This window comes from Spirosoma knui (assembly GCF_054780635.1).
Genome location: NZ_BAAGVY010000001.1, coordinates 783,221 through 806,975 on the forward strand (window position 1 = coordinate 783,221; position 23,755 = coordinate 806,975).

Annotated in this window: 15 protein-coding genes; 1 reads left to right on the forward strand and 14 read right to left on the reverse strand. The window is 52.0% G+C overall.

Going from position 1 to position 23,755, the window contains the following annotated elements:
- Nucleotides 1–12 precede the first annotated feature (12 nt).
- The 10 genes from ACYVIY_RS03215 to ACYVIY_RS03260 form a co-directional block, all read right to left on the reverse strand.
- Nucleotides 13–990, reverse strand: coding sequence for an ABC transporter permease (locus ACYVIY_RS03215; RefSeq protein ID WP_460974823.1), 978 nt, complete (start codon nt 988–990; stop codon nt 13–15).
- Nucleotides 991–1,016: 26 nt separating this feature from the next.
- Nucleotides 1,017–2,516, reverse strand: a complete 1,500-nt coding sequence (locus tag ACYVIY_RS03220) for a sugar ABC transporter ATP-binding protein (RefSeq protein WP_460974824.1) — start codon at nt 2,514–2,516, stop codon at nt 1,017–1,019.
- 300 nt (nt 2,517–2,816) lie between these two features.
- A complete protein-coding gene (locus tag ACYVIY_RS03225) occupies nt 2,817–3,989 on the reverse strand; it encodes a Gfo/Idh/MocA family protein (protein WP_460974825.1) in 1,173 nt (390 codons plus the stop codon).
- Between the two features lie 139 nt (nt 3,990–4,128).
- Nucleotides 4,129–5,163 carry a sugar phosphate isomerase/epimerase family protein gene (locus ACYVIY_RS03230; RefSeq protein WP_460974826.1) on the reverse strand — a complete coding sequence of 345 codons (1,035 nt, stop codon included), beginning with the start codon at nt 5,161–5,163 and terminating at the stop codon, nt 4,129–4,131.
- Nucleotides 5,164–5,269: 106 nt separating this feature from the next.
- Complete coding sequence (locus tag ACYVIY_RS03235; protein ID WP_460974827.1) at nt 5,270–6,493, reverse strand: class I mannose-6-phosphate isomerase; 1,224 nt, start codon at nt 6,491–6,493, stop codon at nt 5,270–5,272.
- Nucleotides 6,494–6,540: 47 nt separating this feature from the next.
- Nucleotides 6,541–7,611, reverse strand: coding sequence for an aldose 1-epimerase family protein (locus tag ACYVIY_RS03240; protein ID WP_460974828.1), 1,071 nt, complete (start codon nt 7,609–7,611; stop codon nt 6,541–6,543).
- Nucleotides 7,612–7,718: 107 nt separating this feature from the next.
- The gene (locus ACYVIY_RS03245) at nt 7,719–8,507 is read right to left on the reverse strand and encodes a 3-keto-disaccharide hydrolase (RefSeq protein WP_460974829.1); all 789 of its coding nucleotides are present in this window, start codon (nt 8,505–8,507) and stop codon (nt 7,719–7,721) included.
- A 28-nt stretch (nt 8,508–8,535) separates the two neighbouring features.
- Entirely contained in the window at nt 8,536–11,220 is a 2,685-nt protein-coding gene (locus ACYVIY_RS03250) for a c-type cytochrome (RefSeq protein WP_460974830.1), read from the reverse strand.
- Between the two features lie 281 nt (nt 11,221–11,501).
- The gene (locus ACYVIY_RS03255) at nt 11,502–13,019 is read right to left on the reverse strand and encodes a RagB/SusD family nutrient uptake outer membrane protein (RefSeq protein WP_460974831.1); all 1,518 of its coding nucleotides are present in this window, start codon (nt 13,017–13,019) and stop codon (nt 11,502–11,504) included.
- A 100-nt stretch (nt 13,020–13,119) separates the two neighbouring features.
- Nucleotides 13,120–16,191, reverse strand: a complete 3,072-nt coding sequence (locus ACYVIY_RS03260) for a SusC/RagA family TonB-linked outer membrane protein (RefSeq protein WP_460975144.1) — start codon at nt 16,189–16,191, stop codon at nt 13,120–13,122.
- Nucleotides 16,192–16,651: 460 nt separating this feature from the next.
- On the opposite strand from ACYVIY_RS03260, the gene ACYVIY_RS03265 reads away from it, so the two are divergent.
- Nucleotides 16,652–17,713, forward strand: coding sequence for a GntR family transcriptional regulator (locus ACYVIY_RS03265; RefSeq protein ID WP_460974832.1), 1,062 nt, complete (start codon nt 16,652–16,654; stop codon nt 17,711–17,713).
- Here ACYVIY_RS03265 and ACYVIY_RS03270 read toward each other — a convergent pair.
- The 4 genes from ACYVIY_RS03270 to ACYVIY_RS03285 all read right to left on the reverse strand — a co-directional run bounded on the left by ACYVIY_RS03270 (nt 17,691) and on the right by ACYVIY_RS03285 (nt 23,597).
- On the reverse strand, nt 17,691–18,500 hold the full coding sequence (locus ACYVIY_RS03270; RefSeq protein ID WP_460974833.1) for an alpha/beta fold hydrolase: 810 nt from the start codon (nt 18,498–18,500) through the stop codon (nt 17,691–17,693). The two genes, ACYVIY_RS03265 and ACYVIY_RS03270, sit on opposite strands and share 23 nt — an antisense overlap.
- A gap of 93 nt (nt 18,501–18,593) precedes the next feature.
- The gene (locus tag ACYVIY_RS03275) at nt 18,594–20,078 is read right to left on the reverse strand and encodes a DUF1501 domain-containing protein (RefSeq protein ID WP_460974834.1); all 1,485 of its coding nucleotides are present in this window, start codon (nt 20,076–20,078) and stop codon (nt 18,594–18,596) included.
- Nucleotides 20,075–22,816, reverse strand: a complete 2,742-nt coding sequence (locus ACYVIY_RS03280) for a DUF1553 domain-containing protein (protein ID WP_460974835.1) — start codon at nt 22,814–22,816, stop codon at nt 20,075–20,077. Before ACYVIY_RS03280 ends, ACYVIY_RS03275 begins: the two co-directional genes overlap by 4 nt.
- Nucleotides 22,817–23,270: 454 nt before the next feature.
- On the reverse strand, nt 23,271–23,597 hold the full coding sequence (locus ACYVIY_RS03285) for a DciA family protein (RefSeq protein ID WP_460974836.1): 327 nt from the start codon (nt 23,595–23,597) through the stop codon (nt 23,271–23,273).
- Nucleotides 23,598–23,755: the final 158 nt, after the last annotated feature.

A 23,755-nucleotide genomic window follows, 5' to 3' on the forward strand; every position in this document is an offset into this window, starting at 1 on the left:
GGCTTAAGAAAATTACTTTTGATTGACACTATCCAATACGACAGCACCGATAATGATGACGCCCATCACCACCTGCTGGTAATACGACGATACGTTGAGCAAATCCAGTCCATTGCTGATGACGCCAATTAGTAAGGCTCCGATCAGCGTGCCGGTCATGGTTCCGGTGCCCCCTGATGTGCTGGTACCACCAATGATAGCCGCGGCAATGGCGTCGAGTTCAAACCCGGCTCCGGCATTCGGCTGGCCCGTGGTAATGCGGGACGTCAGGACAATGCCGGCCAGCGCAGCCAGCAGGCCACTCATCGTGTAGACCGCCAATTTGACTTTGCCCAACTGAATTCCTGATGCTTTGGCGGCTTGCTCGTTACCACCAACGGCATACATGTATCGTCCGAGAACCGTCTTGTTTAAGATGACGTAGCAGACCAGGAACATACCGATCAGGATGATAATGGGCATTGGAACGCCCAGCACCTGACCACCACCAATGAAGTTAAACGAGTCGGATAAATTCGAGATTGGTCGCCCTTTGCTCAGGATTAACGCCAGCCCGCGGCCGATAGTCATTGTGCCGAGCGTAACGATAAATGGTGGGACCTTACTACGTGTAATAACGAAGCCGTTAAAGGCGCCGAAGAGTACACCACTGAGCAGCCCTATAAGAATTGGTACAATCACTGGATACGCATCCGATTTGGCGAAAAGTGCCGCAACAACGCCCGTCACGGCGACCATTGAGCCCAACGATAAATCGATACCGCCGGTGATAATGACAAACGTAACGCCGAACGCCAGCAGCGCGTTGATCGATACCTGCGTGACGATAATCATCAGGTTCGAAACGGTCAGGAATCTTGGCGTTATCAGCGAAAGGGCAACACAAACCACGAGAAAGGCCACAAAAATTCCGGCTTTACCAATGCCTCTGACCCGGGTCCTGTACGACTCCCGAACCGGTTTAAAGTAGGTATCTATCGTGTTTTTCATAAATATGATCGGCGGGCAGGACGAATTTAATGCTGCATGGCGTATGCCAGTATGGTTTCCTGCGTGGCTTCTTCTTTAGAAAGCACCGCAGCCTGTTTTCCTTTAGTCAATACCAGAATTCGGTCGCTTAAACCCAAAATTTCCGGCAGTTCAGACGAAATCATGATGACAGCAATGCCGTTTGCTTTCAATTGGTTGATGAGCTTGTAAATCTCGGCTTTGGCACCGATGTCGATGCCGCGGGTTGGTTCGTCGAGGATAATAACGTCGGGCGAGGCTAGCAGCACCTTCCCGATTACCACTTTCTGCTGATTCCCTCCGCTCAGGTACATGACCTGCTGATCAGGACCCGCCGTTTTTATCCGGAGGTCGGCGATCATTTTGGTAGTTACCTCCGACTCACTTTTATCCTGAAGCAGCAATCCTTTCGTGTGGTTCGATAAGCTGGCCAACGTAATGTTTTGCTTCACCGATAAGCGAGGAATGAACCCCCAACCTTTTCGGTCTTCGCTGACGTAGCCGATGCCGTGTCGGATAGCATCCTGTGGGGACTGAATGGTGATAGACTGGCCTTTGATAGAAATCTCTCCGTTGCTAATGCGGTCGAGACCGAAGATAGCTCGGGCAATCTCGGTACGTCCAGCGCCCATCAAGCCCGCGATGCCCAGCACCTCGCCTTCGTGAACGGCAAAGTTGATGTCACTGAATACACCCGCCCGGCTGAGCGACCGAACGGAAAGCACTTCTTTCCCTTTACGAATCGTTGACTCCGGAAACAGACTATCAATCTCCCGGCCAACCATCATGGCAATCAACGTATCGATGTCTAGTTCAGTCGCCGGTTTGGTACCGATGTATTTGCCATCACGCAGGACCGTGATGGTGTCGGCGATTGTGAATATCTCGTCCATCTTGTGCGAGATGTAGATGATCGCCACTCCGTTCTGCTTCAGGTCGCGGATAATGCCAAACAACGTAGCGACTTCCTTGTCTGATAAGGCCGAGGTTGGTTCGTCCATGATGATCACCTTGGCGTCGTTCGAGATGGCTTTGGCGATTTCCACCATTTGCATTTCCGCTACGCTCAGGTATTTCATTCGGGTATCGGGTCGTATACTGACGCCGATCTGGTCGAGGAGTTGTTTAGCCTGCTGATTCAGGCTTTTATCATTGAGCCAACCCAATAAGCCTCCTGTCGTTTCTCTACCCAGGAAGATATTCTGCGCAACCGTCAGCTCAGGTACCGCCATGATTTCCTGATGAATCATGGAGATGCCCCGCTTCATGGCTTCGTTGACGCTGCCGTTTTTCAACTCCTGACCCTCTAAGACGATCTCGCCCGAATCGGGTGCCAGCAGGCCCATCAAAATCTTCATCAGTGTTGATTTACCCGCTCCGTTTTCTCCCATCAAGGCATGCACCTCGCCCTTATGCACGTTCAAAGCGACATTGTCGAGTGCCTTCACCCCCGAAAACGATTTTGTAAGCCCGTGTACGGTAAGGATATAGTCTTGAGTCGGGAGCATGGGTAAAGGGGTTTAGTATGGTCGGTTTCCCTCATGGTGTCGGATTTGAGAATCAGACTCCACAGACAGGTAGCGCAGCAAAGCGCCGTAGGTGCGGTCTGTCAATAGCCCGTTTAGCTCCTTCTTATTTCTAAGCGCCGTAGGTGCGACATACGGTATGTCGCACCTACGGCGCTTATGGTTAACTACGTAAGTTTCTATGAACAGACCACCCCTACGGGGTTAGCAATGAGATCAATGCTGTTTCAGATTTATGATTGACCAATTATGAGCGACTTTAATAATCAATCATAAATAGCGTTAGGCCTCCTGACTAACACCTGCGCCAACGCCGGTTTCTTTCCAGCTTCTGGACGCGGCCGATTCCAGGACGGCTTCGCATACTTTCTGCGTTTCGAGCGCGTCCTGGAAAGTTGGTGAGCACGGTTCACCCGTCTCCAGACTCTTCAGGAAGTCGGCTACCTGGTGAATAAAGCTATGCTCGTAACCAATTCCCAAACCCGGCACCCACCACTTATCCATATAAGGCTGATCGCCGTCGGTTACGTGGATGGAGCGCCAGCCGCGCACGATACCTTCGTCGCGATGGTCGAAGTATTCCAGCCGGTTCAGGTCGTGCAAATCCCAGCGAATCGACGCGTTTTCACCGTTGATTTCGAGGGTGTATAAGGCTTTGTGGCCACGGGCGTACCGCGTTGACTCAAACAGACCCAGCGAACCGTTGTCAAAGTGGCAGTGAAAAATACAGGCATCATCGATACCAACCGGCTGCACTTTACCCGTTACGGCGTGCATCCGTTCTTTCACGAACGTTTCCGTAACGGCCGATACGTCAACGATATTACCGTTTAGCCACATGGCTGTGTCGATGCAGTGTGCCAGCAGATCGCCGGTTACGCCTGAACCAGCGGCTTCAACGTCCATACGCCAGGTGCCCGTGCCGCCTTGTGGTACGTCGGCGCTTATGGTCCAGTCCTGCAGGAAGTTGGCCCGGTAGTGGAAAATCTTGCCAAGCTTTCCGGAGTCGATGATCTGTTTAGCCAACGTAACGGCCGGTATGCGTCGGTAGTTGTACCAGACTGTATTGGCAACACCTGCCTTTTCAATGGCATCGACCATTTGCTGACCTTCGGCTACCGTACGGGCCAGTGGTTTTTCGCACAGGACCATCTTACCCGCTGCTGCTGCGGCAATCGCGATTTCAGCGTGCGAGTCGTTGGGTGTGCAGATGTCTACAGCGTCAATATCGTCGCGGGCGATGAGCGCTCGCCAATCGGTTTCAATGGATTCGTAACCCCATTGGTCGGCAAATGCCTGTACCTTCTCGGCGTTGCGGGAGCAGACGGCTTTTAAAACGGGCTTGTATTGGAGTTCGGGAAAGAAGTGACTGGCCTGGCTGTACCCATTCGAGTGGGTCCGGCCCATGAAGCCCGTGCCAATCAATCCTATGCGTAAGTCTTTCTTGGTTGCCATGTTTTGGGGAAGAGTAAAGGGTTAATAGTCATCGGTCACTCACTGTCGTTACGTAGTCATTGTCAGTTGGTTTTCAGTACTACTACCGGATGACGATGAATGACTACGTAATGACAATGAATGACCCTATAATGACCGATTATTCAGCTTCGTACCAGCCGTGTGCCTGACGAACTTTGATCATGGTTGCCAGGATGTCGTTCCAGGTTTGCTGCTTCGTCATCACCTCGTTGGGGAACATACAGCCGTCCCAACAAATGTGCTTGAAGGCTTTCGTCAGCTCCCCGTTTTCGTTACGTAGCCAGTAACCCGCATCGTGCACAATATCGAGCTTTCCGTTCGGGTCCAGCGCCTGGCAATGGCGGCCTGTCTTGTCGTGCGAACCCGATCCGAAAACGGTTCCGTCGTTCTGCGCTACGTGGAAATCGATGGTAAAGGGACGAAGGGCGTCCGTAATTTTTTTGAGGGCCTCGGATAACGTCGCCCGATCGCTCCAGTCGAAGTCGGGCGGTAGAATCCGGTCTTCGGGACGATTGTAGCCCAATAGATAAAGCAACGTGTGCGCCATGTCAGCCTGGAAGCCCATATTCGGGCGATCCACAGCTACCAACGTATCGACCATCGTTTTCCAACTGTGCATACCACCCCAGCAGATTTCACCTTCGGCGGCTAGTTTCTCGCCATAATCGGCCGCTACGTCGCAGGCTTCCTGGAACGTCTGTACAATCAGTTTGCTGTTGCCAACCGGATCGACAGCCCAGTCGTGCGGTGAGCTTGCCGAGTCGATACGTATTACACCACTAGGCCGAATACCTAGTTCTTTTAGCTTCTGACCAATGTGGCAGGATTTACGGACCATCTCGACAAAGTTGGCCCGGTCTTCTTTGCTGCCCATCGCTGGCCCACCCCAAATAGGAGCTACCATTGAACCAATGTTCAGGTTGTAACCAGCTACTTTATCGGCTAGCCGCTTGATGTCGTCGTCCGACAGATTGACATCGATATGCTCAAACAGGGCCAGGTCAACACCGTCAAATTTGACGCCGTCTACTTCGGCAGCGGCCGTCATTTCCAGCATGGTATCGAATCCAATAACGGGTTCAGAGTCGGGACCTTTTCCGACCACACCCGGCCACATCGCGTTGTGAAGCTTGGGATAATTATTCTCGTTCATGAAGAGGTTTTGATTTAAGGGGTTTGAGCTATTTCCCTAAGCCGGTGACCGCCACGGCGAACCACATGGGCGGCCCCGCGTTTGAGGCACCGGCTTATCTTTTGAATTACAATACCAAATCAGGATTTCCGGGGCCGAAGTGCTTTAACATCACGATCGGGTCGGTTGTGGAGGGGTTAGTAATGGTAACGCCTTCCATAGCGGCCTTCTCGCTGACAAAGAACTCGTCGTTGGTGAGCTGGCCGTACCGGATGAGGGCGGGGGTTTCAATATCCCATACACCCATCTTGCCGTGGCCCTGCATCATGATTAAGCCATAAGCTGCACTGTCTTTAATTGTTACTGTTTGACCAGGAAGAACCGTTAGTTCCTTGGCGCTGAAGGCGTCAGATTTATAGCAAACCCACTTTTCGATATAGCCTTCGGCCTCCATCTCAGCAAGATCGTTCACCGGCTTCGGCACCATGTACCGGTTTGCCATCATGTTCGGGTCGGTGTTCAGGTCCCAGTCAATAGCCTCCATCAGCAGGTCATAGTCGCCGACGCGGTCTTTTGGTGTACCGTTCCAGAGCAATTCTTCGGGAACAATGGCTTCATTCACCAGCGACTGGTACATGGCAAAAATATCCGATGCTTTCTGGGGCTCGTACGTACACATACTACCCGGTGCATGAAGTAGTCCCGGCGGAACGTCCCAGCCCGTACCCGGCTCCAGCCGATAGGCCGATGAGTAGTTGGTAATCTTGTTGTCGCCTTTCGTAAAGTTCGTCAGGCACTCGCGGATTTGCTCTTTCGTCGTGCCGGGCGCAATGCCGAAGAACGTATATGGATAATCTCCGCCGTGGTTGTTGAGTTGGGGAGGGAAGTAATACGCTTCAGGTTTACCCAACTGACCAGTCAGGGCAGCTTGTTCGTCGTTATGGTGTACGTGGTGCGGCAGCGGTCCCATATTGTCGAAGAACTTCGAGTACATGGGCCAGCTTTGGTATTCATTCCATAGCCGTTCGCCAATCACTTCGCCCTGGAGTTCATCAATGGCGTCTTTCAGCAGAAACTGAACCTCTTTACCACCGTCGTTGAAGACGACCATACTCAGGCCTTCGTTTTCGCCAGTTAGCGGTCCGTTTTTGGCGGGGGTAGTCGACGAGAGCCACCGCTCATCGATGCCACCGCGCACCCCACCGAGCACGTAATAATCATCGGGATGAAGTTTGATACGTCGTCCGGGTACGCAGAATGAGCGGGGGACCCAGGTAGGGGCTAAGCGCAGAATTCCTTTGCCTTGTTCGAGGGCTTTTTCCGCTAAACTTACTGTTGGTGTTGTTTCCATCAAGGGTTGTATTTAGTCAGGTAAAACGTGTTGAAAAAACGAAAGGGTTATAAATTAACCGCTTTGTGTTTTATGAATTGATTGATCTGCGTTTGATTGTGAAGTACTTCAATCTCTACGTCATACGTCCGGGTTTCGCCCGGCTCTAGAAAAATAAGTGATCCATCTTCGCGAGCTTTGGCCTGACCGATGGGCGGGTGCGTGCCCGGCTCAATGCCTGTTACGTATTCGCCTTTTCCCCAGTGTTGCCAATTGGTAAGCCAGGGAAGCTGCTCTTTCTGAAACCGCAGGGCAACCGCAAAACCAAGTTTCTCATTGTACAATCCGGCCGTACACTGACCCATGTCGTCTGGTGTGGCATCGATAATCGCAACGGCTTCACCCGTACCATTATGCGCATCCAACGGAGCGGGGCATGTGCGAAAATCGTTGCCCTCGCGGAAAATGTCAGCGTTCATGCCGCCCTCCCTCGCCTGCCAGTCACCCTGCCAGATGATTCTGGTACCTTCATCGACCAGTGGCCAGCCGAAGTTGACATGGTACAGCAGCATGTGGGGCGCTGGTGTGTTCGCCCGGTTAATTACTTCATCGTGAATACGAATGACGGGCTGCCCGAGCGTACCCGAAATGGTACGTCTCAACTCCAGATTTGGACCAAACACTTTTGTTTCCCGCATCCGGCCGGTGATGCTCATGTCCAGCTTGCCCAGGGCAGGGTCTGGCTGGATGATCGATTCGATCTCGGCGGGGATGTTGCTGATTTGACCGTGAAGACCACGCTCGCCGTAAGCGTCCTGTTCGGGACCACCTACGTGGGTCAGACCGCAGGTCATCAGCAACCCGCCCCCAAACGTGCGGAGCCAGTCAAGCCCCCGGTCCGTAAGGGGTTGTGGTGAGGTTATGCCAACGTGGCTGAGCCAGGCCAGACTATGCTGGTTGTGGAATGCGTCGGCAATGTCCATGGCCCGATCCAGCACCACTTTGTACCTAAGGCCGGTACCGGTGTTTATCCAGGCAATACGAACCCCTCGCCCGGCACCATTGTCTACTACGGCGGTTTCAATGCCACCCAGCTGGGCTGGGTTTGATACTTTATCGCTCCAGGGATACTGTGCCAAATCTCGTTCGGGTTAAGTTCCAGGTTTATGATCAGGCGCACAGGTTTCGGTACATGTTATCGAAGATTCCACCTCTCATTTACCGAATGAAACCCGTGCTGCCTAACCTACAATTGCTTTAGCATTAGATTGCGATACTGGACTTTCATGGGCGGTCCTACGTGTACCTGGACACCCAGCAGCCCTTTTGCCTTACCATTGACCGTATCTTCATCAATGACTTCGCTCATGAGCACACCGTTGATGTAATGCTGTAAACGGTTGCCTTTAACAATCAGATGAAACGTATTCCAGTCGTCGGTTTTTACGAGCGTTTTGAGGGAGTCCGACGTACCGAGTGAGCCGGTTACAGTGCGGTTTGTCCACGCGTTGCGAGCGACTTTGCTCCGAATGGCTTCTGGCGTGTTCTCGCCGGAATAAGCGTTAATAGTCGCTTTTTCGCCCCGGTAAGCTAGCGTTGTTCGTTTACGCTCCTCGTAGTTCTGACCCGTCCACATCCGTTTTCCGTCGATGTCGGCCTGGTAGCCCCGGAGTGCAAAGGGAACATCAGTCAGCCGGTCGCTACGGTAGTTAATGCCTGAATTGCCCGCTTCCGTAATGTTAAACTCTCCTTTGAACTCAAAATCGGCAGGTTCGCCACCTTGCCAGATGATGAAGGAGTTCGTTTTGAGCAGGGTCGACGGGGTGATTTCGCCGACCAGATTGCCATTTTCGACGCGCCAGTAGGTGGGATCACCGTCCCACCCCTTTAGCGTTTTACCATCGAATATCTGCACGAAACCGTCTTTCTTCTCTTTCTTGCGCTGAGCTGAGCCAGTTGTGGGTAAGCCACAGCTTACAGCCACTGCCAGCAGGAGGCCCACCCGAAGAAGTGTCAAATTTGTTCTAACCAACATGTTCACAAACCGTGTTTAAAGCCTCAATTTATTTACCCTTAGCCGCGCTGGCAGCTGTTTTGTATACCTCATGATTTTGATTACCACCCGATTTCAGGAAAGCGATCAAATCTTTTAACTCCTTCGGGTTTAGGCTATTAATGAGGCCGGGCAACATAATCGATTCAGCCGAATATCGCTTTGAGGTCACATCCTTCTTTGGGATTTTCCGAAGCTGATCGGCCGCGAATGGATTCTGAGAAATAGAATAGCTCTGTTTATCCTCGTTCACCAATCGACCGACTACAGACTCGCCGTTTTTCAGAATGAAAATAGTTGACGCGTACTGGTCAGAGACGGCTTTGCTTGGGTTGATGATGGCATCCAGAATGTCCTTGTTAGAGAACCGCGTTCCCAGCTGCGTGAGATCAGGGCCAATATCTCCGCCTGATCCCTGGATCGCATGGCAGTGCGCGCACAAAATAGCCGAATAGATTTTTTTACCCGTATCAAAGTCTGGATGTGAGGTGGCTGTATCGACTACGGCTACGGCGTTATCCAGCGTCCAGCGTCTGCCCGGACCTTTAGGCGTATAGCCGTTCATGACTATGTCATTGCCGGAACTGGTTAGAATGTCCGCGCCCGATAGCTTGTTGAACTTCTCAAACTGGTCTTTAGGCACGTGGTTCAACGCCAGTTTGCGCGCTCTATCGATGAAGCCGACGTAGCTCCGTCCACCCTCGTATTTGAAGGCATTGCCAAACCACGTAAAGTATTTGGTCCGGAGTTCGGGAGTCCAGCCATTGTCGGCGCGGCTGAGCATGACGGCGTAATACGTTTGTTGGAGTGGTGGAACCTTCGCCAGCATTTTGGCGATGTCCATTCCGTACTGTGGATTACGTAGAATCAGATCACTCGACGCGGTGGCTGGGTCCAGCCCCAGGTTTTTCATGCCTGGCTCTTCCTTCATATCCATCAGTGCCAGCGTCTTGTTAACCACGTTTGGTGCTTCCAGATAAATCAACACTTTGCTGAGTCCGCGGTTTAACAAGGCCGTTTTGGCGGGGTAATGCGTGTTCAGATACCCGACAATTTTCTCTTTATCAGCGGCCTCTGGTGCACCCATCCGGAGGAAAATCAGTTCAAAGGCACGTAGCAGATCAAACTGTTGTGATGCAGGTAGTTGGGCATAATTGACGTTTAACAGCGTACCGATAGCCTTACTTTTTAGATCCGCACTACCCTGGCGAGCTAACGCCACAATAGCCTGAATAGCGCGCTGGGGATCGGTTTCCGCAATGGCTTTCTCCTGCCATTGAGCCACCGGCTGATGCTCGACCGCAATGCGGGCCGCGTAGCGTACAAAACGATCGGGGTGGTTCAGATTTGGCCAGGCAGCAGCAATGGCAGCCGGATTTGCACCTTCGTGGAATTTTTCCAGGCTGGTTCTAAGCTTATGTTCCGCCGTCAGCGCAGGCGTCGGCGACGTAGTGGCTTCTGAGCCATTGTAATAAACCCGATACAGGTCTGACTCTAAACGACGCCCACCGGTTAAGAAATACATGGCTCCATCCGGGCCAATTACGCCATCGGTCAATGGTAAGGGTGAGCCCGAGATAAACTCTTCCCGTTCGCCTTCGTAGGAAGCCCCTTTCGGTTTGAGATGGATCGCATAAATAATTCCGAAACTCCAGTCGAAAGCAAATATCGACTGACGATATTTTTTTGGGAACTTAGCATTCAAGCCTGACATAACGCTGGTTGGCGAGCCCTGACCGATGTTCACGACCGCTGGCAGATTGTCAGGATTGCCGGGCAACCATTTGCTGTTGCCCGTACGCCAGCCAAATTCCGCTCCACTGGGGACATGGCAAATGCGAGTCGGACGGTACCAGGGCAGACCGAAGTCCCATTCCATATCCGAATCATAGGTGAACATATCACCTGCCTCGTTGAAGGCAATATCAAACTCATTCCGAAAACCGGCTCCTACCAGTTCCCAACGCTTCCCTTCTGGATCAATTTTGGCAACCCAGCCGCCGGGTGCCATGCGATCGTTGGCGTGTCCGCGCGGGTCTTTAATAAGAGGGAACAGGTTATCTTCTTTCCAGTTGGAGGGCAACCGGTACGCATCCATCTGCGGTACGTCGGTGTGGTTACCCGCGCAGACGTAAATCGATTGTTTGTCGGGAGACAGTACAATGCTATGCGGACCATGCTCACCTTCTCCTTTCAGTTCTTTCAGCATGGTTACCTTATCGAACTGATCGTCGCCATCGGTATCCTGTAACCGGTATAATCCACTTGGCTTGGGAAACTGCTTGCTGGGCCGGTTATTCACCATCACATACAGGCTGTTGAAGGCGTACATTAACCCTTGGGCGTATCCCATCCCGACGCTGGTGTCTTTGCTGATCACCAGTTTTTCGACGGTGGGCTTAGCCGAACCAGAACCAATAGCTGGAAGCTTGATTCGAAATAAACCACCATACTGATCGGAGGCAATCATTCGACCTTTGTCGTCGAAAGTCATCGAGACCCATGACCCCTGCCCGTTTTCGGAGGGACTGTATAAGTGTTCAGCTTTAAAACCGGGCTGTAGCTTGAGTTTATCAGCCTTTGAATCGTCGGCACCAATCGTTTCCGGGCCCTGCATGCCAACCCATGACGTTCCGATCAGAACGAGGGCAGACAGGGCTAGTCCGAGTTTGGCAACGTTGAAAGATGATTGCATATCGTTGTTGGGATATCTAGTTTAAAGGGGTATCTATAGAGTGCGTATCGATCAGGCCTCCGTTCGTATGAATAAGTCTAAGAGACGGTAATAAGGCATATTCTACTGATCGATTTGGCGAATAGTCGCCGGGGGAGTTGAGTAAGCCACTGCTTTTGTCGGGCAAGCTACTGATAGGTTAGAGGCTACCGGACAAGGGTCTTTTGCTGAATAAAGCGTTGTCGGTTAAGCGTATGATTATACCCGCCGATCCCGTTAACTGTACCGGCGGGTATGTTGAATTAGAAGTTTGGCGTCAGGGCCGCTTCAACGGCTGGCAGACCGTAGTAATCATCAAGTACGGTGAAGGCGTTTGGTGGTGGAACCGCTCCTGCCGGGAAATAATACGCGGCCGGATTGGCTTTTACTTTGGCTCCGTAAGCACCAATGATCTCCTTTACCCGGCCCGTTCGGGTCAGATCGAACCAGCGCTTGTTTTCAAACGCCAGTTCAACGCGCCGTTCCTTAAAGATAGCCTCGCGCATGTCGGCCTGCGACGCTGCGGTCGTAGCGGCTAATCCTGCTCGTGTGCGCACCTGATTCAGGAACGTAGCAGCTTCACCGGTTTTGCCCTGTTCATTAAGCGCTTCAGCCATGAACAGCAAGACTTCGGCGTACCGGTAGACGGGCCAGTTCTGTCCCGTGTTGTTATGGAGCGAATGCGTCCGGGCGTATTTTTTGATGTACGGATACTTTTTATCGGCCCGCAGACTACCGCTTAACGTAACGTATCCAATGGAAGCATCCAGGCGTTTATCACCGGGTTCGTAGGCCGCAATCAGATCCGGTGTCGGAATGTTATTGCTCTCCTGTGATGTAGGCTGCGGGTTCGAGGTGCCGGTAATTGGTTTGATCTCATCAGCGCTGATTGGCGAGGGTAAAAAGCGGTAAATCTGGTTGCCGTTGTACCCAGCCGAGCCTTCCATGTACTGGATCTCAAATACCGACTCTGCATTGTTCTTGTTGCCGGTAGTCGTCGAGAAGGCGTTGTTGTAATCCGGCATCAGCGAGTAACCATCGTTGGTGATAACGTCTCTCATCAGCGTTTCAACCTGCGCCCATTTTTTCTGGGTCAGATACAGATTCGCCAACAGCGTTTTGGCGGCTCCCGACGTAGCGCGACCTGCTTCCTGCTTCGCTTTGTTGAGCAGCATCTTACTCGCGTCCGTTGCATCTTTTTCAATCTGCGCGTAGACCTGCTCGGTTGTCGACAGGGGCAAGGCGGCATCGTTCCGGCCCGTTACGGGTACTAAATGCAGTGGCACTTTACCAAACAAACGAACCAGATCGAAGTAGGCAAACGCTCTGAGGAACAGCGCCTGGCCTTTCAGGTTGTCTTTATTGGCAGGGGTGCTGAACGTTATCGATGGGCTGTCGATGAGCGACAGGATCTGATTGGCGCGGGCAATGATCACGTAGTTTAAGCGGTACTGCACCAGCACGTTATCGTTGGCCGTAACGCCATTCGCCGTCGGAATGGCGAAATCCGCTACGTTCTCAGTTGCGTCAACCGCGCCGTAGAGCGTATTCCGAGCGTAGTAGGTATTGTCGGAGTGCATTTCTTCCAATACCCAGGCCCGCTCGTTATACATCTGCCGAAAGGGTACATACGCTCCGTTGACAGCCTGCTGAAAGTCGGCTTCGGTCTTAAAAAACGTTGCCGAGCTTAGGGCCGTTTCAGGCACTGCTTCCAGGAAATCTTTTGTGCAGCCGGTCAGGACAATGGCCAGGAGGCCAGCTACTATGAATTTACGTTTCATATACTTCAGAATGAGTTTATTGTCAGTCAATGGTCATTGCGTAGCGATTCGATTGGTGTTCCCAGGAATGACTGCCCAATGACCATTGAACGACGATGGATTAAAAGTTCAGGTTAACGCCGAGAGTATAGGTACGTGGAACCGGGTAGTTCGAGAAATCAACGCCCTGACTCAGGTTATCACCGGGGCCATCACCACCCTGGTTTCCGCTGGTTTCCGGGTTCGGACCACCCCAGTAGTTGGTGAAGACATACACCTGTTGAATTGACGCGTATACCCGGGCCGATTTGAAGAATCTGTTCATGGCTCCCAGATTGTAGCCCAGCGTTATGTTTTTGATGGTGAAAAACGATGCGTCAGCCAGAAACTGCGAACTATGCCAGTCGCGCTCAATACCTGTGAAGTTGCCGCCATTGTTGGTTGCCCCGAACTGACCGGCACCCTGACGGATTACATTGGTGGCCACCCCGGTCGTCGTGCCGTTGTTGACAACGTTGGTATTCTGAACCCGGAACCGGTCTTTTACCCCTTCAACCATGTTGAATACACCGTCCAGGTTAGCCGTGCTGTACAAATGGCGCACCCAGAGCTGGTTGCCGTAGGAGCCAGAACCCGTAATCGACAGATCGAAGTTGCCGTATTTCAGGTCGTTGGTAATGCCATACGTAAATTTCGGGAATGGGCTGCCCAGAATGGCCCGGTCATCGGCATCGCCACCGTTCGTAATCACACCATCGCCGTTGATGTCCTTGAATTTGATAGTACCGATGGCCGAACGACCCGGAATAATGGCGGACGTGCGAAGTTCCTCCGCTGTCTGATAATACCCTTCTTTAACCAGGCCATAGAACTGACCGAAGGGCTTACCAACCTGCGTAATGTGGAAACCAATACCACTATAAACGCGGTCGATACCCGGTGCCAGCGACATTACCTGATTTCGGTTGAACGAGATGTTGGCGTTGGTTGTCCATCTTAGCTTACCCGTGGTGTTTTTAGAGGTCAGCGAGAATTCATGACCCCAGAACTTGATCTCGCCGATGTTGTCGGAGAAGAACCCGAATCCGGCCTCCTGCGGGATCTGCACGTTGTAGAGCAGGTTCGTGGTACGTTTCGTGTAGAAATCGTAGATGAACTGCACCCGGTCGTTAAACAAGCCCAGGTCAAGACCGAGGTCGAACTGTTTGGTTGTTTCCCAGCCTAAGTTGGGGTTGGCCAGCGAGGTAACAACGGCACCCGTCGCTACGTTACCGCCAAATACCGCATTGGTCGTGTTGTTTACCAGTGCGTACGATGTGTAGTTACCGATGTTGTTATTACCGATTACGCCGTAACTCGCCCGAATTTTAGCGAACGAAACCTGTTGAATCGGTTTGAGGAACTCTTCGTCCGAAATTACCCAGCCCACCGAAGCCGATGGGAACGTACCCCAGCGATTGTTGGCACCGAAGCGGGACGATCCATCCGCCCGAACAGCGGCCGTAAATAGGTATTTTCCTTTGTAGTTGTAGGTAAGCCGGGAGAGGTAAGACGACAACGTCCATTGGTTGATCCCGTTGTTCGTGCCGCCCCGGTTTATGTTGAGCGCACCCTGAATTGTGGGCAACCGGTCATCGGCATACGTATCGGCCTGAACCCGGGTGACTTCCTGTCTGAAGAATTGATTTGTGAAACCGGCCAGTAACTCGAAGTTGTGATCTCCGAAGCTTCTGCCGTACGTAGCCAGGTTTTCGTTCAGCCAGGATGTATTCTCCAATCCTTGCCGAATTGAAACGGCGGTAGTGGGGATGGGTACGTTAATGGCGCTGGTGGCCGTGGACGGGTTGAAGAAGAAGAACTTCGAGTTCTGGTACTCGATGTTCATGGTCGACCGCAGGGTTAACCCATTAAGGGGCCGGTATTGCACATACGCATTTGCCAGCAGGTTCGTGTTCCTGGTTTCGTTGACCAGCTCATTCGCAGCACGCACCCAGTTGGGGTAATTAAAGATGTTACCCGTACTGGCTGGGAACGTATTGAATTTGGTCAGCTGGCCATTGGCATCGTAAATCGGCATCACCGGCCAGGTATGCAGCGCGTTGAACAGAATCCCGGTACCCCGGTCGCCGTCGGTTCGGGGTGTATTGTCAAACACGTAGGAAGGTGCCACATTGAAACCAACCGTTATCCGGTCCGACAGATTGTAGTTTGAATTCAGACGTAATGAGTACCGTTTGTATTTGTTGTTGAGCACCACCCCATCCTGATTGAAGATCCCGGCTACCAGCGCTGTGTTGGACTTGTTGGTATTGTTGGAAATGCTCAGGTTGTAGCTTTGGATGGGCGCTACGCGCAGCAATGCATCGTACCAGTCGTTGTTCTTGCCTTCGTACTGAGCCGGATTCTGGAACTCGGCCGGAACGGGCTGCAGCATGTCTTCGTAGAATTCTTTCTTGAACTGAGCGAACTCAACCGCGTTCAGCATTTTCACCCGGCCTTTCTGGGGTACTTGCTGTACACCGGCAAAGGCGCTGAAACTGATGTTTGTCTGACCCGGTTTCCCTTTTTTCGTGGTGATCAGTACCACCCCATTGGCCGCCCGTGAACCATAGAGTGAGGTCGACGCGGCATCTTTCAGCACGGAGATGTCTTCAATTTCATCGGGGTTAAGTTGGGCAATGTTACCAGTAATGGGAAAGCCGTCAATGACGTAGAGCGGGTCACTACCGGCCGAAACGGATACCTGACCCCGAATCCGGATGCTGATCCCCTGGCCGGGTTTACCGGTCGCCTGGGTGATCTGCACACCCGCCAGCCGGCCCTGCAACTTCTGGCCAATCTGCGAAACCGGTAAGTCTTTGATTTCCTGCGCACTTACGGTCTGCACCGCGCCGGTTACTTCTTTTTTCAACTGGCTACCGTAACCTACAACGACCACTTCGTTCAGCGTCTGGTCGTCGGGAGCGAGCTTAACGGATATGGTTTGCTGACTGCCAACCGTGATTTCCTGCTTGAGGTAGCCTACGAAGCTGAACACCAGAACAGCGCGGGTATCGGGAGCTGAGATCCGGAATCTACCTTCAACGTCGGTGGTTGTTCCCTGCGTTGTTCCTTTCACCACAACACTAACTCCTGGCAGGCCGTTACCTTGTTCATCTGTTACCCGACCTGCTACCGAAATATCCGAAACCATCGGAGCGATCGCTGCCAGGCTTCGTTGGGGAATGTGCTTAGCCAGCAATGGCCCTTTGTTCAACACCAGGCTAGCCTTAAGGGGTGTTGTTTCCTGTCCTTGGGCGAGCCCTGCCGAACAGCTAGCCACTATGCCTAGTGCTAGTAGTTGACCAAGTTTCTTCATGATGATAATATGTAGGAGAGAGGTTAAAGATTAGAATAGCCCGGAAGCAGACAACTCAATACCCAAATATTACCACCCCTCTTGCAGTAACTTTCCTATACTTACCTAATTTTGTAATTATTCAAATAATAAAGAGTCAATTTCTGATACATAGGTTAGTTGGCCCGAAAGCCAACTGTGAACCCAACTTGTTTGATCTGATGATTTATGGTACCAGGTAAGGTAAAGGCGGTCTCAGAGAAGCTTTAGAGAGTGAAGAGCTTAACTCGCGTACGAACTCTTTTCCAACTTACCCATGATCGATTATTCTGAATACAACTCGGCCCAGAAGCATTACACTCTGCTCGACCATATTCGAATCAATGACTATTCGAATACTCCCAAGTATCAGCAGATCTATAACTCAATCGTAGAAGGAATCGAAAACCGGGACATTCTGCCGGGTGATAAGCTGCCTTCGATTCATGAAGTGTGCGCCGAATTCGACGTAGCGAAGGGTACCGTCGAGCGGGCGTATGAACTCCTGAAGGATAAAGAGATTATCGGGGCCGTTAAAGGAAAAGGCTTTTATATCAACTACACCAAAACCGGCCGGAACCTCAAGATATTCCTGCTCTTCAATAAGCTGAGTGCCCACAAAAAAATCATTTACGATTCTTTCGTTGAAGTACTCGGGCCGGGCGTAGCCATCGACTTCTTTATCTACAATAATGACTTTCGGCTGTTTCGCGATTTAATCCAGCGCCAGGCCCAGAATCACACGCATTACGTTATTATCGGCCACTTTTTTGAAGGGGGCGAAAAGGCGAATGAACTCATCAACAGCCTGCCCAAGCACAAACTCGTTATTCTGGATAAGTTGCTGGAAGGCGTATCGGGTGAGTATGCGGCCGTGTTTCAGAATTTTGAGAAAGACCTGTATCAGGCCCTGACGGATGCGTTGCCATTGCTGAAAAAATACACGACGCTGGGTATGTTGTTTCCATCCTATACGTACCACCCCAAGGCGATTCTGAACGGGTTTTACAAATTTTGTTACGAACATGATTTCGGAGCCAGGGTCATTCACGACATCAAGCAGGAGGTTGTCCAGCCCAAACACGCGTATATCAATCTGATGGAAGAGGACCTGGTGGAACTGATCAAGAAAATCAAAGGAACGCCCTACGTAGTGGGAGAGGAGATCGGCATCCTGTCGTACAACGAAACGCCCCTGAAAGAATTTCTGCTCGATGGTATTACGGTGATGTCTACCGATTTTGCTCAGATGGGCCGTACGGCAGCCGAGCTTATTCTGAACGATACGCTCCAGCACGTAGAGAATCCGTTTCAACTCATTGTCCGGAAGTCGCTTTAGGACTAAGGTGTTTCTGATAAAAGTCAATAATCTGCTCAATCACCAACGCGGGTTGATCGTAGGGGATGTTGTGCGAACTGCCTTTCGCAAAAAGCAGCCGTCGATTTCTATGTCCTTTAACCAGATTTCGCTGGTCAGCCTGAAATCGCTTGTTCTCTTTCGCTTCCGCAAATGGACCATGCTCCGCCATGATATCGAGGATGGGAATAGCAGACGGCAAAGGAATCTGTCTTACGTAGTTACTGGTACGTTCCATCCGGGCCAGCAGATAATACAGGCTCATGTACTCAGCTTCATAGTCCTTGCGATTAAGCCCTTGAAAATAAGTTCTGGCCAGTCGCATATCGGCGTAGGAAGGTATTCGCGGATCGATAAGAATAAGGCCTTTCACCTGGTTGGGATGCCGGGCGGCATACACTCGGTTATAAAAACCGCCTAATGAATGCCCAACCAGAAGTAGATCGGAATGGCTGTAACCGACTTGTTGCAAGGCAGCCTCCAGGCAGTTGACCTCTTGCCGAATCGTGTAGTTAAGCGTATCGAAACTGCTTTTGCCAAACCCCGCCCGATCATACGTAATCACCGTTGCCTGAATACGGTCATGCACTATAGTGGCAATCGAGTCCCACTGGGTGGCGTCCTGCCCTCCGCCTGATTCAAACAGAATAGGTGGGTTTTTTCCTTTCAGGATTCTAAAATGAAGTTGATAAGGCGTAACATGAAGTAACGTATCGAGTAGTTGCGCGTTGGCGTTTACGGTCACGAGTGACAGCAAAACGAGAACCATTTGCTTGATATAGTTCATCGGGTCGTGTACAGCTGGTAGGCGATGCCAAGTTACGCATCACCAACGTATCGAGCAGCGGCATGTTGGTATAGCCTAAGCCAGCACCTCCCTGATTACTTTGCCGTGAACATCGGTCAGCCGGAAATTACGGCCCTGAAAGGGGTAGGTTAACTGCTCGTGATTGAAGCCTAACAGGTGTAAAATAGTGGCCTGTAAGTCGTGGATATGCGTTTTGCCGCGTACACCGTAATACCCGATTTCGTCGGTTTCGCCGTGTGAGTAACCCGCTTTAAGTCCGCCCCCGGCCATCCACATCGTGAAGGCATCAATATGGTGGTCACGTCCTTTAAACGGCGAGTTGTTGTCACCAGCCCGGTTTTCCATCATCGGTGTCCGGCCAAACTCACCGCCCCAGACCACCAATGTATCGTCGAGCAGACCACGCTGCTTAAGGTCCTGGAGTAAAGCCGTGATGGGTTTGTCGATCGAGCTGACATTCCGGCGTAAGCCCTCGTCTACGCCACTGCCGGCGTCGGTACCGTGCGAATCCCAACGCCGGTCGAACAACTGCACGAACCGAACCCCTTTTTCCAGCAGCTTCCGGGCGAGCAGGCAGTTGTTCGCGAATGAGGCTTCGCCTGGTTTGGTGCCGTACCATTCGTGTACCCACGCTGGCTCATCGGCAATGTCCATCGTTTCGGGCACTTCTGACTGCATGCGGTAGGCTAGCTCATACTGAGAAATGCGGCTTAAAATCTCCGGATCACCAATCTCTTTGTGCTCTAACTCATTGATCTGATTAATAATATCGATCGACTGTTTTCGCAACGTATCATTGACCCCGGCCGGGTTTTTAATGTACAGAACGGGTTCGCCCATCGACCGACATTGTACGCCCTGGTATACCGTTGGCAGGAAACCACTGCCCCAGACTGACTTGCCCGCGCTAGGCTCAGGTCCGGACACCAGCACTACGTATCCCGGCAGATTCTGATTCTCCGAGCCGAGCCCGTATGTTACCCACGCACCCATGCTGGGCCGTCCCAAACGTGGGCTGCCGGTATGCATAAATAGCTGTGCGGGTGCGTGGTTGAACTCGTCGGTGTGCATGGCCTTCAGAAACGTAAGCTCATCAACGACTTTGGGCAGATGCTCGAAATAATCCGATAGCCAGGCACCCGACTGACCGTGCTGCGCAAACTGCGCTTGTGGCCCCAGCATTTTAGGCACCCCTTTGATAAAGGCAAACCGCTTTCCTTCCAGCAGCGACTGCGGACATAGCTGTCCATCGAGTTTGGCGAGTTCGGGTTTATAATCGAACAGCTCCAGTTGCGAAGGAGCCCCTTCCATGTGCATAAACAGCACCCGTTTTGCCTTCCCCGACTGAAGAGGGCTGAGAGGCTTGAGCGGATTTTCGTTCCTGGCAACTGGCGTCGAAGGGCCTACACCGCAACCATCCAGCAGCGACAACATTGCCAGCGACCCTAAGCCCGAGGTGCATTGCTTCAGAAAATGCCGCCGGGTGTTAAACGTAGCCTGATTGAATACCGCTTCGTCGGCGAGCGTGAGCTTTTTCATTTGGTCAGCGTTTCGTCTAGATTTAACAAGGCATTTGCCACCAGCGTGAGCGCAGCCCGATCCGACTCGGGTCGATAGCCCGCCAATTGCAAGTTGGATCGACGCCGACGCTGTTTTGCCTGAACGTATAACTGCTGCAGAAGGTCAAGCTTGGCGGGTAACGGCTTTTTGAACATGACCTTCTCATAGCCCGCCGTAATCTTCTGACGTAGTGTTTGCCCGTTCGCATCCATGTAAGTGGCCAGACTCTGGGCCGCTTCTGTATACACCGTATCGTTCAGCGTTGTAAGCGCCTGTAAAGGGGTGTTGGTACGTACCCGGCGGGACACGCAGAGGTTGCGCTGAGGACTATCGAACGTGACCATCGACGGATACGGGTTGGTACGTTGCCAGAACGTGTAGATGGCCCGACGGTGGCGGTTTTCGGGTTTCTCCTGCTGCCAGGCCCCATTCGTCGGATTGAAGGGGCGCACACTGGGCCCGTATAAGGTTTTGTTTAACAAACCGCTAACCGACAGCGCCTGGTCACGAATCTGTTCAGCACTGAGCCGAACGCGCGGTCCCCGCGCCAGCAGCAGGTTGCGCGGATCTTTCTTAGTAAGCTCAGGCGAGACAACGGCCGATTGCTGATACGTAGCCGACAGGACCATATCCCGCACGATTTTCTTAACACTCCAGCGGTGCTCATCCTGGAACCGAACAGCCAGCCAGTCGAGAAGCTCGGGATGCGTCGGTTTCGCGCCCATCGTGCCAAAATCTTCTAAGGTTTCGACCAGTCCGTATCCAAAAAGTTGCTCCCAAAACCGATTGACCATCACGCGGGCCGTCAGCGGATTCTTGCGACTGACCAGCCAGCGCGCCATATCCAACCGATTTGTTACGTTACCCGAACCCGAATGCAACGAATTGGGGAGCGCCGGTTGAACTGCTTGCCCCTTGGTTAACCAGTTTCCCCGAATGAAAAGGTGCGTCGGTCGCGCTTTGTGAGCGGGGCGTTCCAGCATAACCGGTGTCGAAACAGCGGGTACAGCCGCCAGCTTAAAAACCGAATCCCGTAGAACCCTATTGCGGTCTATGGGGGCCTTATCAATGTGTAAGTCAATCCAGTCCAGATGAAGCAGATCACTGCGAAACTCCTTGTCCTTATGGAACGTAACGAACACGGTATGCTGCCCAGTTACCGGTTGAATCGGCGCGCGATGGGTACCAAAGGTTTTCCAGTTGGACCAGGCACCGGGATCGCCCGTTTGCGTCGCCGGTAATTTCGTTCGACTGATCAGCGGTCCATCGGGTCGGTCGAGGTGAAGTTCAAGGAACGATGAAAATGAAGTTGTGTACCGATACGTAACGCTCGAAACACCTGTCAGGTCCACATCGTCATAGGCGCAAAACGCGCCTTCGGTGGTTTGCATGATGGACGTCTGATTGTCCCAAAGCTCAATGTGGCGGCTGGTCGAGTCAAAATCTTCAGCTTCAATACGTCGGTAGCCGACGGCAGTAAGCAACGCCCGACGCTGCTCGCTTAGGCTGGCTGTTGACGTAATCGAGGGCGAGCGCATCGGGAGCGACTGGTTGATCCAGGTGATCAGGCGAGTAGTCTGCTGTTCGTTTTCGGGCGTGAACGTGTAGAGTTTGGGCTTTTCGTTGTACAGGTCTTTATCCTGCGTATTGTTGAAAAACGCCAGGAACTTGTAAAATTCTTCGTGTCGAATTGGGTCGTAGGGGTGACTGTGGCATTGCACGCAGGCCATGGTTGTGCCCTGCCATACCTCCCAGGTCGTACTGACCCGGTCGATCAGCGCCATGTTTCGAAACTCTTCATCGTTCGTGCCGCCTTCATCGTTCGACATGGTGTTGCGGTGAAAAGCCGTAGCAACTAACTGATTTTGTGCGCTTGTTACGTTCTGTTTAGGCAACAAATCCCCCGCCAGTTGCTGAATGGTAAACTGATCGAAGGGCATATCCTGATTAAACGCCTTGATCACCCAATCGCGGTACAGCCAGATGCTACGTTCCAGGTCTTTTTCGTATCCTTTCGAGTCGGCGTAGCGGGCCAGATCAAGCCACATCGACGCCCAACGTTCCCCGAAGTGCGGAGATTGCAAGAGTTGATCGACCAATCTGGTATACGCTTCGGGTGACTTGTTGTTCAGAAAGTCCTGAGCCTGTTTTGCGGTAGGCGGCAGGCCCGTCAGGTCCAGGCTGACCCGTCGCAGCAAGGTCGCTTTATCGGCCTGGGGGGATGGCTTCAGGCTCTCCTGTTCCAATCGCTGGTAAATAAAGCGGTCAATGCCATTTCGGGCAAACTGATCACCGACCTGGGGTGGACTGATCGACCGGTCGGGAGCAATGTAGGACCAGTGGTCTTCCCATTCCGCTCCCTGTTCGATCCATGTTTCGATCAGGTCGATCTCGGTTGTGCTTAAGGGTTCGTGCTCAAGCGGCATTCGAAGCTCCGCGTCGTCGCTGACCAGCCGTTTTAGCAGTTCTGATTCGCTGGGTTTACCCGGAACGATGGCGTATTTCCCTGACTTCGCTTTTGCCAGGGCTTCCTCCCGAAACAGTAGACTGAAGTTTCCGCTCTGTTTAATGCCACCGTGGCACGTAATGCATTTGGTGTTGAAGATGGGGCGGATGTGCTGATTGTAACTGATCCGTTCGTCCGTGTTCAGGCCGTTTATGGCGTAAACCACAAAAAGTATGGATGCTGGTATGCCAATGAGCCACCACTTCTTCATAAAGCGAACGGGTAGTTAGTGCTTTATTCTCAACCATGTAGTTACTGAGTAAAAGGTGGAATTGGCGTAATCTACCGTTCGGATAAGATTTTGGAATAGCGATTCAGGTCCCGTCGGGATGGTATGTTTATTGAGGAAATAAGATGAGTTGGTTTGATAGCTCCGTAGGAGCTATATGTCTATCCATCAACATACTGCTCTTACGGAGCTTTAGTTAGTCGAAGTCCACCTATAAACAGGCCGCCCTTACAGGGCTAAACCTTGGCTAACTCAAACGTCTTTTTGACGTACTTGGTTACGCCCGGTGGTTAACCCAACTCGCTTTTAGATAATAAGAAAGTTAGCGACAGCGCATAAAGGCTCTCGCTGCAATAGCAGAAAAGCCAGCCCTTCAATAAAGGTGCTGGCTTAGTAAATGGATGTAAAAATATTGATTTACCTGAAGACAGGAAGGCTAGATAAAAATAACATCGTCGATTACGTCGGAGCCCATGTCCTTGTTCACCAACTGGATAAGTTTCTGCTTGGCGTTGACCAGTTCGTTACGTAGTGGAGCGGATGCAATTTCGATATGCAGCTTCCGATCGCGTACGTAAAGCCGGTTTGTCCGGGAGGCAATGGCTGGTCCCATCATTCGGCCCCAGAATGCTTCGAGGTAGGTTTCGTTAAAGCGCGTTTGCAGTTGGTACGTTTTTAAGAGTTGCCCGATCGCGTCCTTTAAGGTGGTGGTTCCCGCCATTCGGGTGGCATTGTCGCGATTGTATCGGTATGTGTGGCTCATCGGTACGGCAGTCTTAGCACAAAAATAAGCAACGATCGAACTAAACAAAGGCCTACTGTGGCATTAAGCGAAAAAATAAGGTGGCCGATAGAAAAACCCCGCTGCGTTTGGAATCGCCCCGTTTGACTAGTATACTTGCGGCATCAAGTCAATTGCTA

Bases quoted from the DNA above. Each gene is read 5' to 3' on its own strand.
- ACYVIY_RS03215 (WP_460974823.1), bottom strand. From the start codon at position 990: ATGAAAAACACGATAGATACCTACTTTAAACCGGTTCGGGAGTCGTAC.
- ACYVIY_RS03220 (WP_460974824.1), bottom strand. From the start codon at position 2,516: ATGCTCCCGACTCAAGACTATATCCTTACCGTACACGGGCTTACAAAA.
- ACYVIY_RS03225 (WP_460974825.1), bottom strand. From the start codon at position 3,989: ATGGCAACCAAGAAAGACTTACGCATAGGATTGATTGGCACGGGCTTC.
- ACYVIY_RS03230 (WP_460974826.1), bottom strand. From the start codon at position 5,163: ATGAACGAGAATAATTATCCCAAGCTTCACAACGCGATGTGGCCGGGT.
- ACYVIY_RS03235 (WP_460974827.1), bottom strand. From the start codon at position 6,493: ATGGAAACAACACCAACAGTAAGTTTAGCGGAAAAAGCCCTCGAACAA.
- ACYVIY_RS03245 (WP_460974829.1), bottom strand. From the start codon at position 8,507: ATGTTGGTTAGAACAAATTTGACACTTCTTCGGGTGGGCCTCCTGCTG.
- ACYVIY_RS03250 (WP_460974830.1), bottom strand. From the start codon at position 11,220: ATGCAATCATCTTTCAACGTTGCCAAACTCGGACTAGCCCTGTCTGCC.
- ACYVIY_RS03255 (WP_460974831.1), bottom strand. From the start codon at position 13,019: ATGAAACGTAAATTCATAGTAGCTGGCCTCCTGGCCATTGTCCTGACC.
- ACYVIY_RS03260 (WP_460975144.1), bottom strand. From the start codon at position 16,191: ATGGTTTCGGATATTTCGGTAGCAGGTCGGGTAACAGATGAACAAGGT.
- ACYVIY_RS03265 (WP_460974832.1), top strand. From the start codon at position 16,652: ATGATCGATTATTCTGAATACAACTCGGCCCAGAAGCATTACACTCTG.
- ACYVIY_RS03270 (WP_460974833.1), bottom strand. From the start codon at position 18,500: ATGGTTCTCGTTTTGCTGTCACTCGTGACCGTAAACGCCAACGCGCAA.
- ACYVIY_RS03275 (WP_460974834.1), bottom strand. From the start codon at position 20,078: ATGAAAAAGCTCACGCTCGCCGACGAAGCGGTATTCAATCAGGCTACG.
- ACYVIY_RS03280 (WP_460974835.1), bottom strand. From the start codon at position 22,816: ATGAAGAAGTGGTGGCTCATTGGCATACCAGCATCCATACTTTTTGTG.
- ACYVIY_RS03285 (WP_460974836.1), bottom strand. From the start codon at position 23,597: ATGAGCCACACATACCGATACAATCGCGACAATGCCACCCGAATGGCG.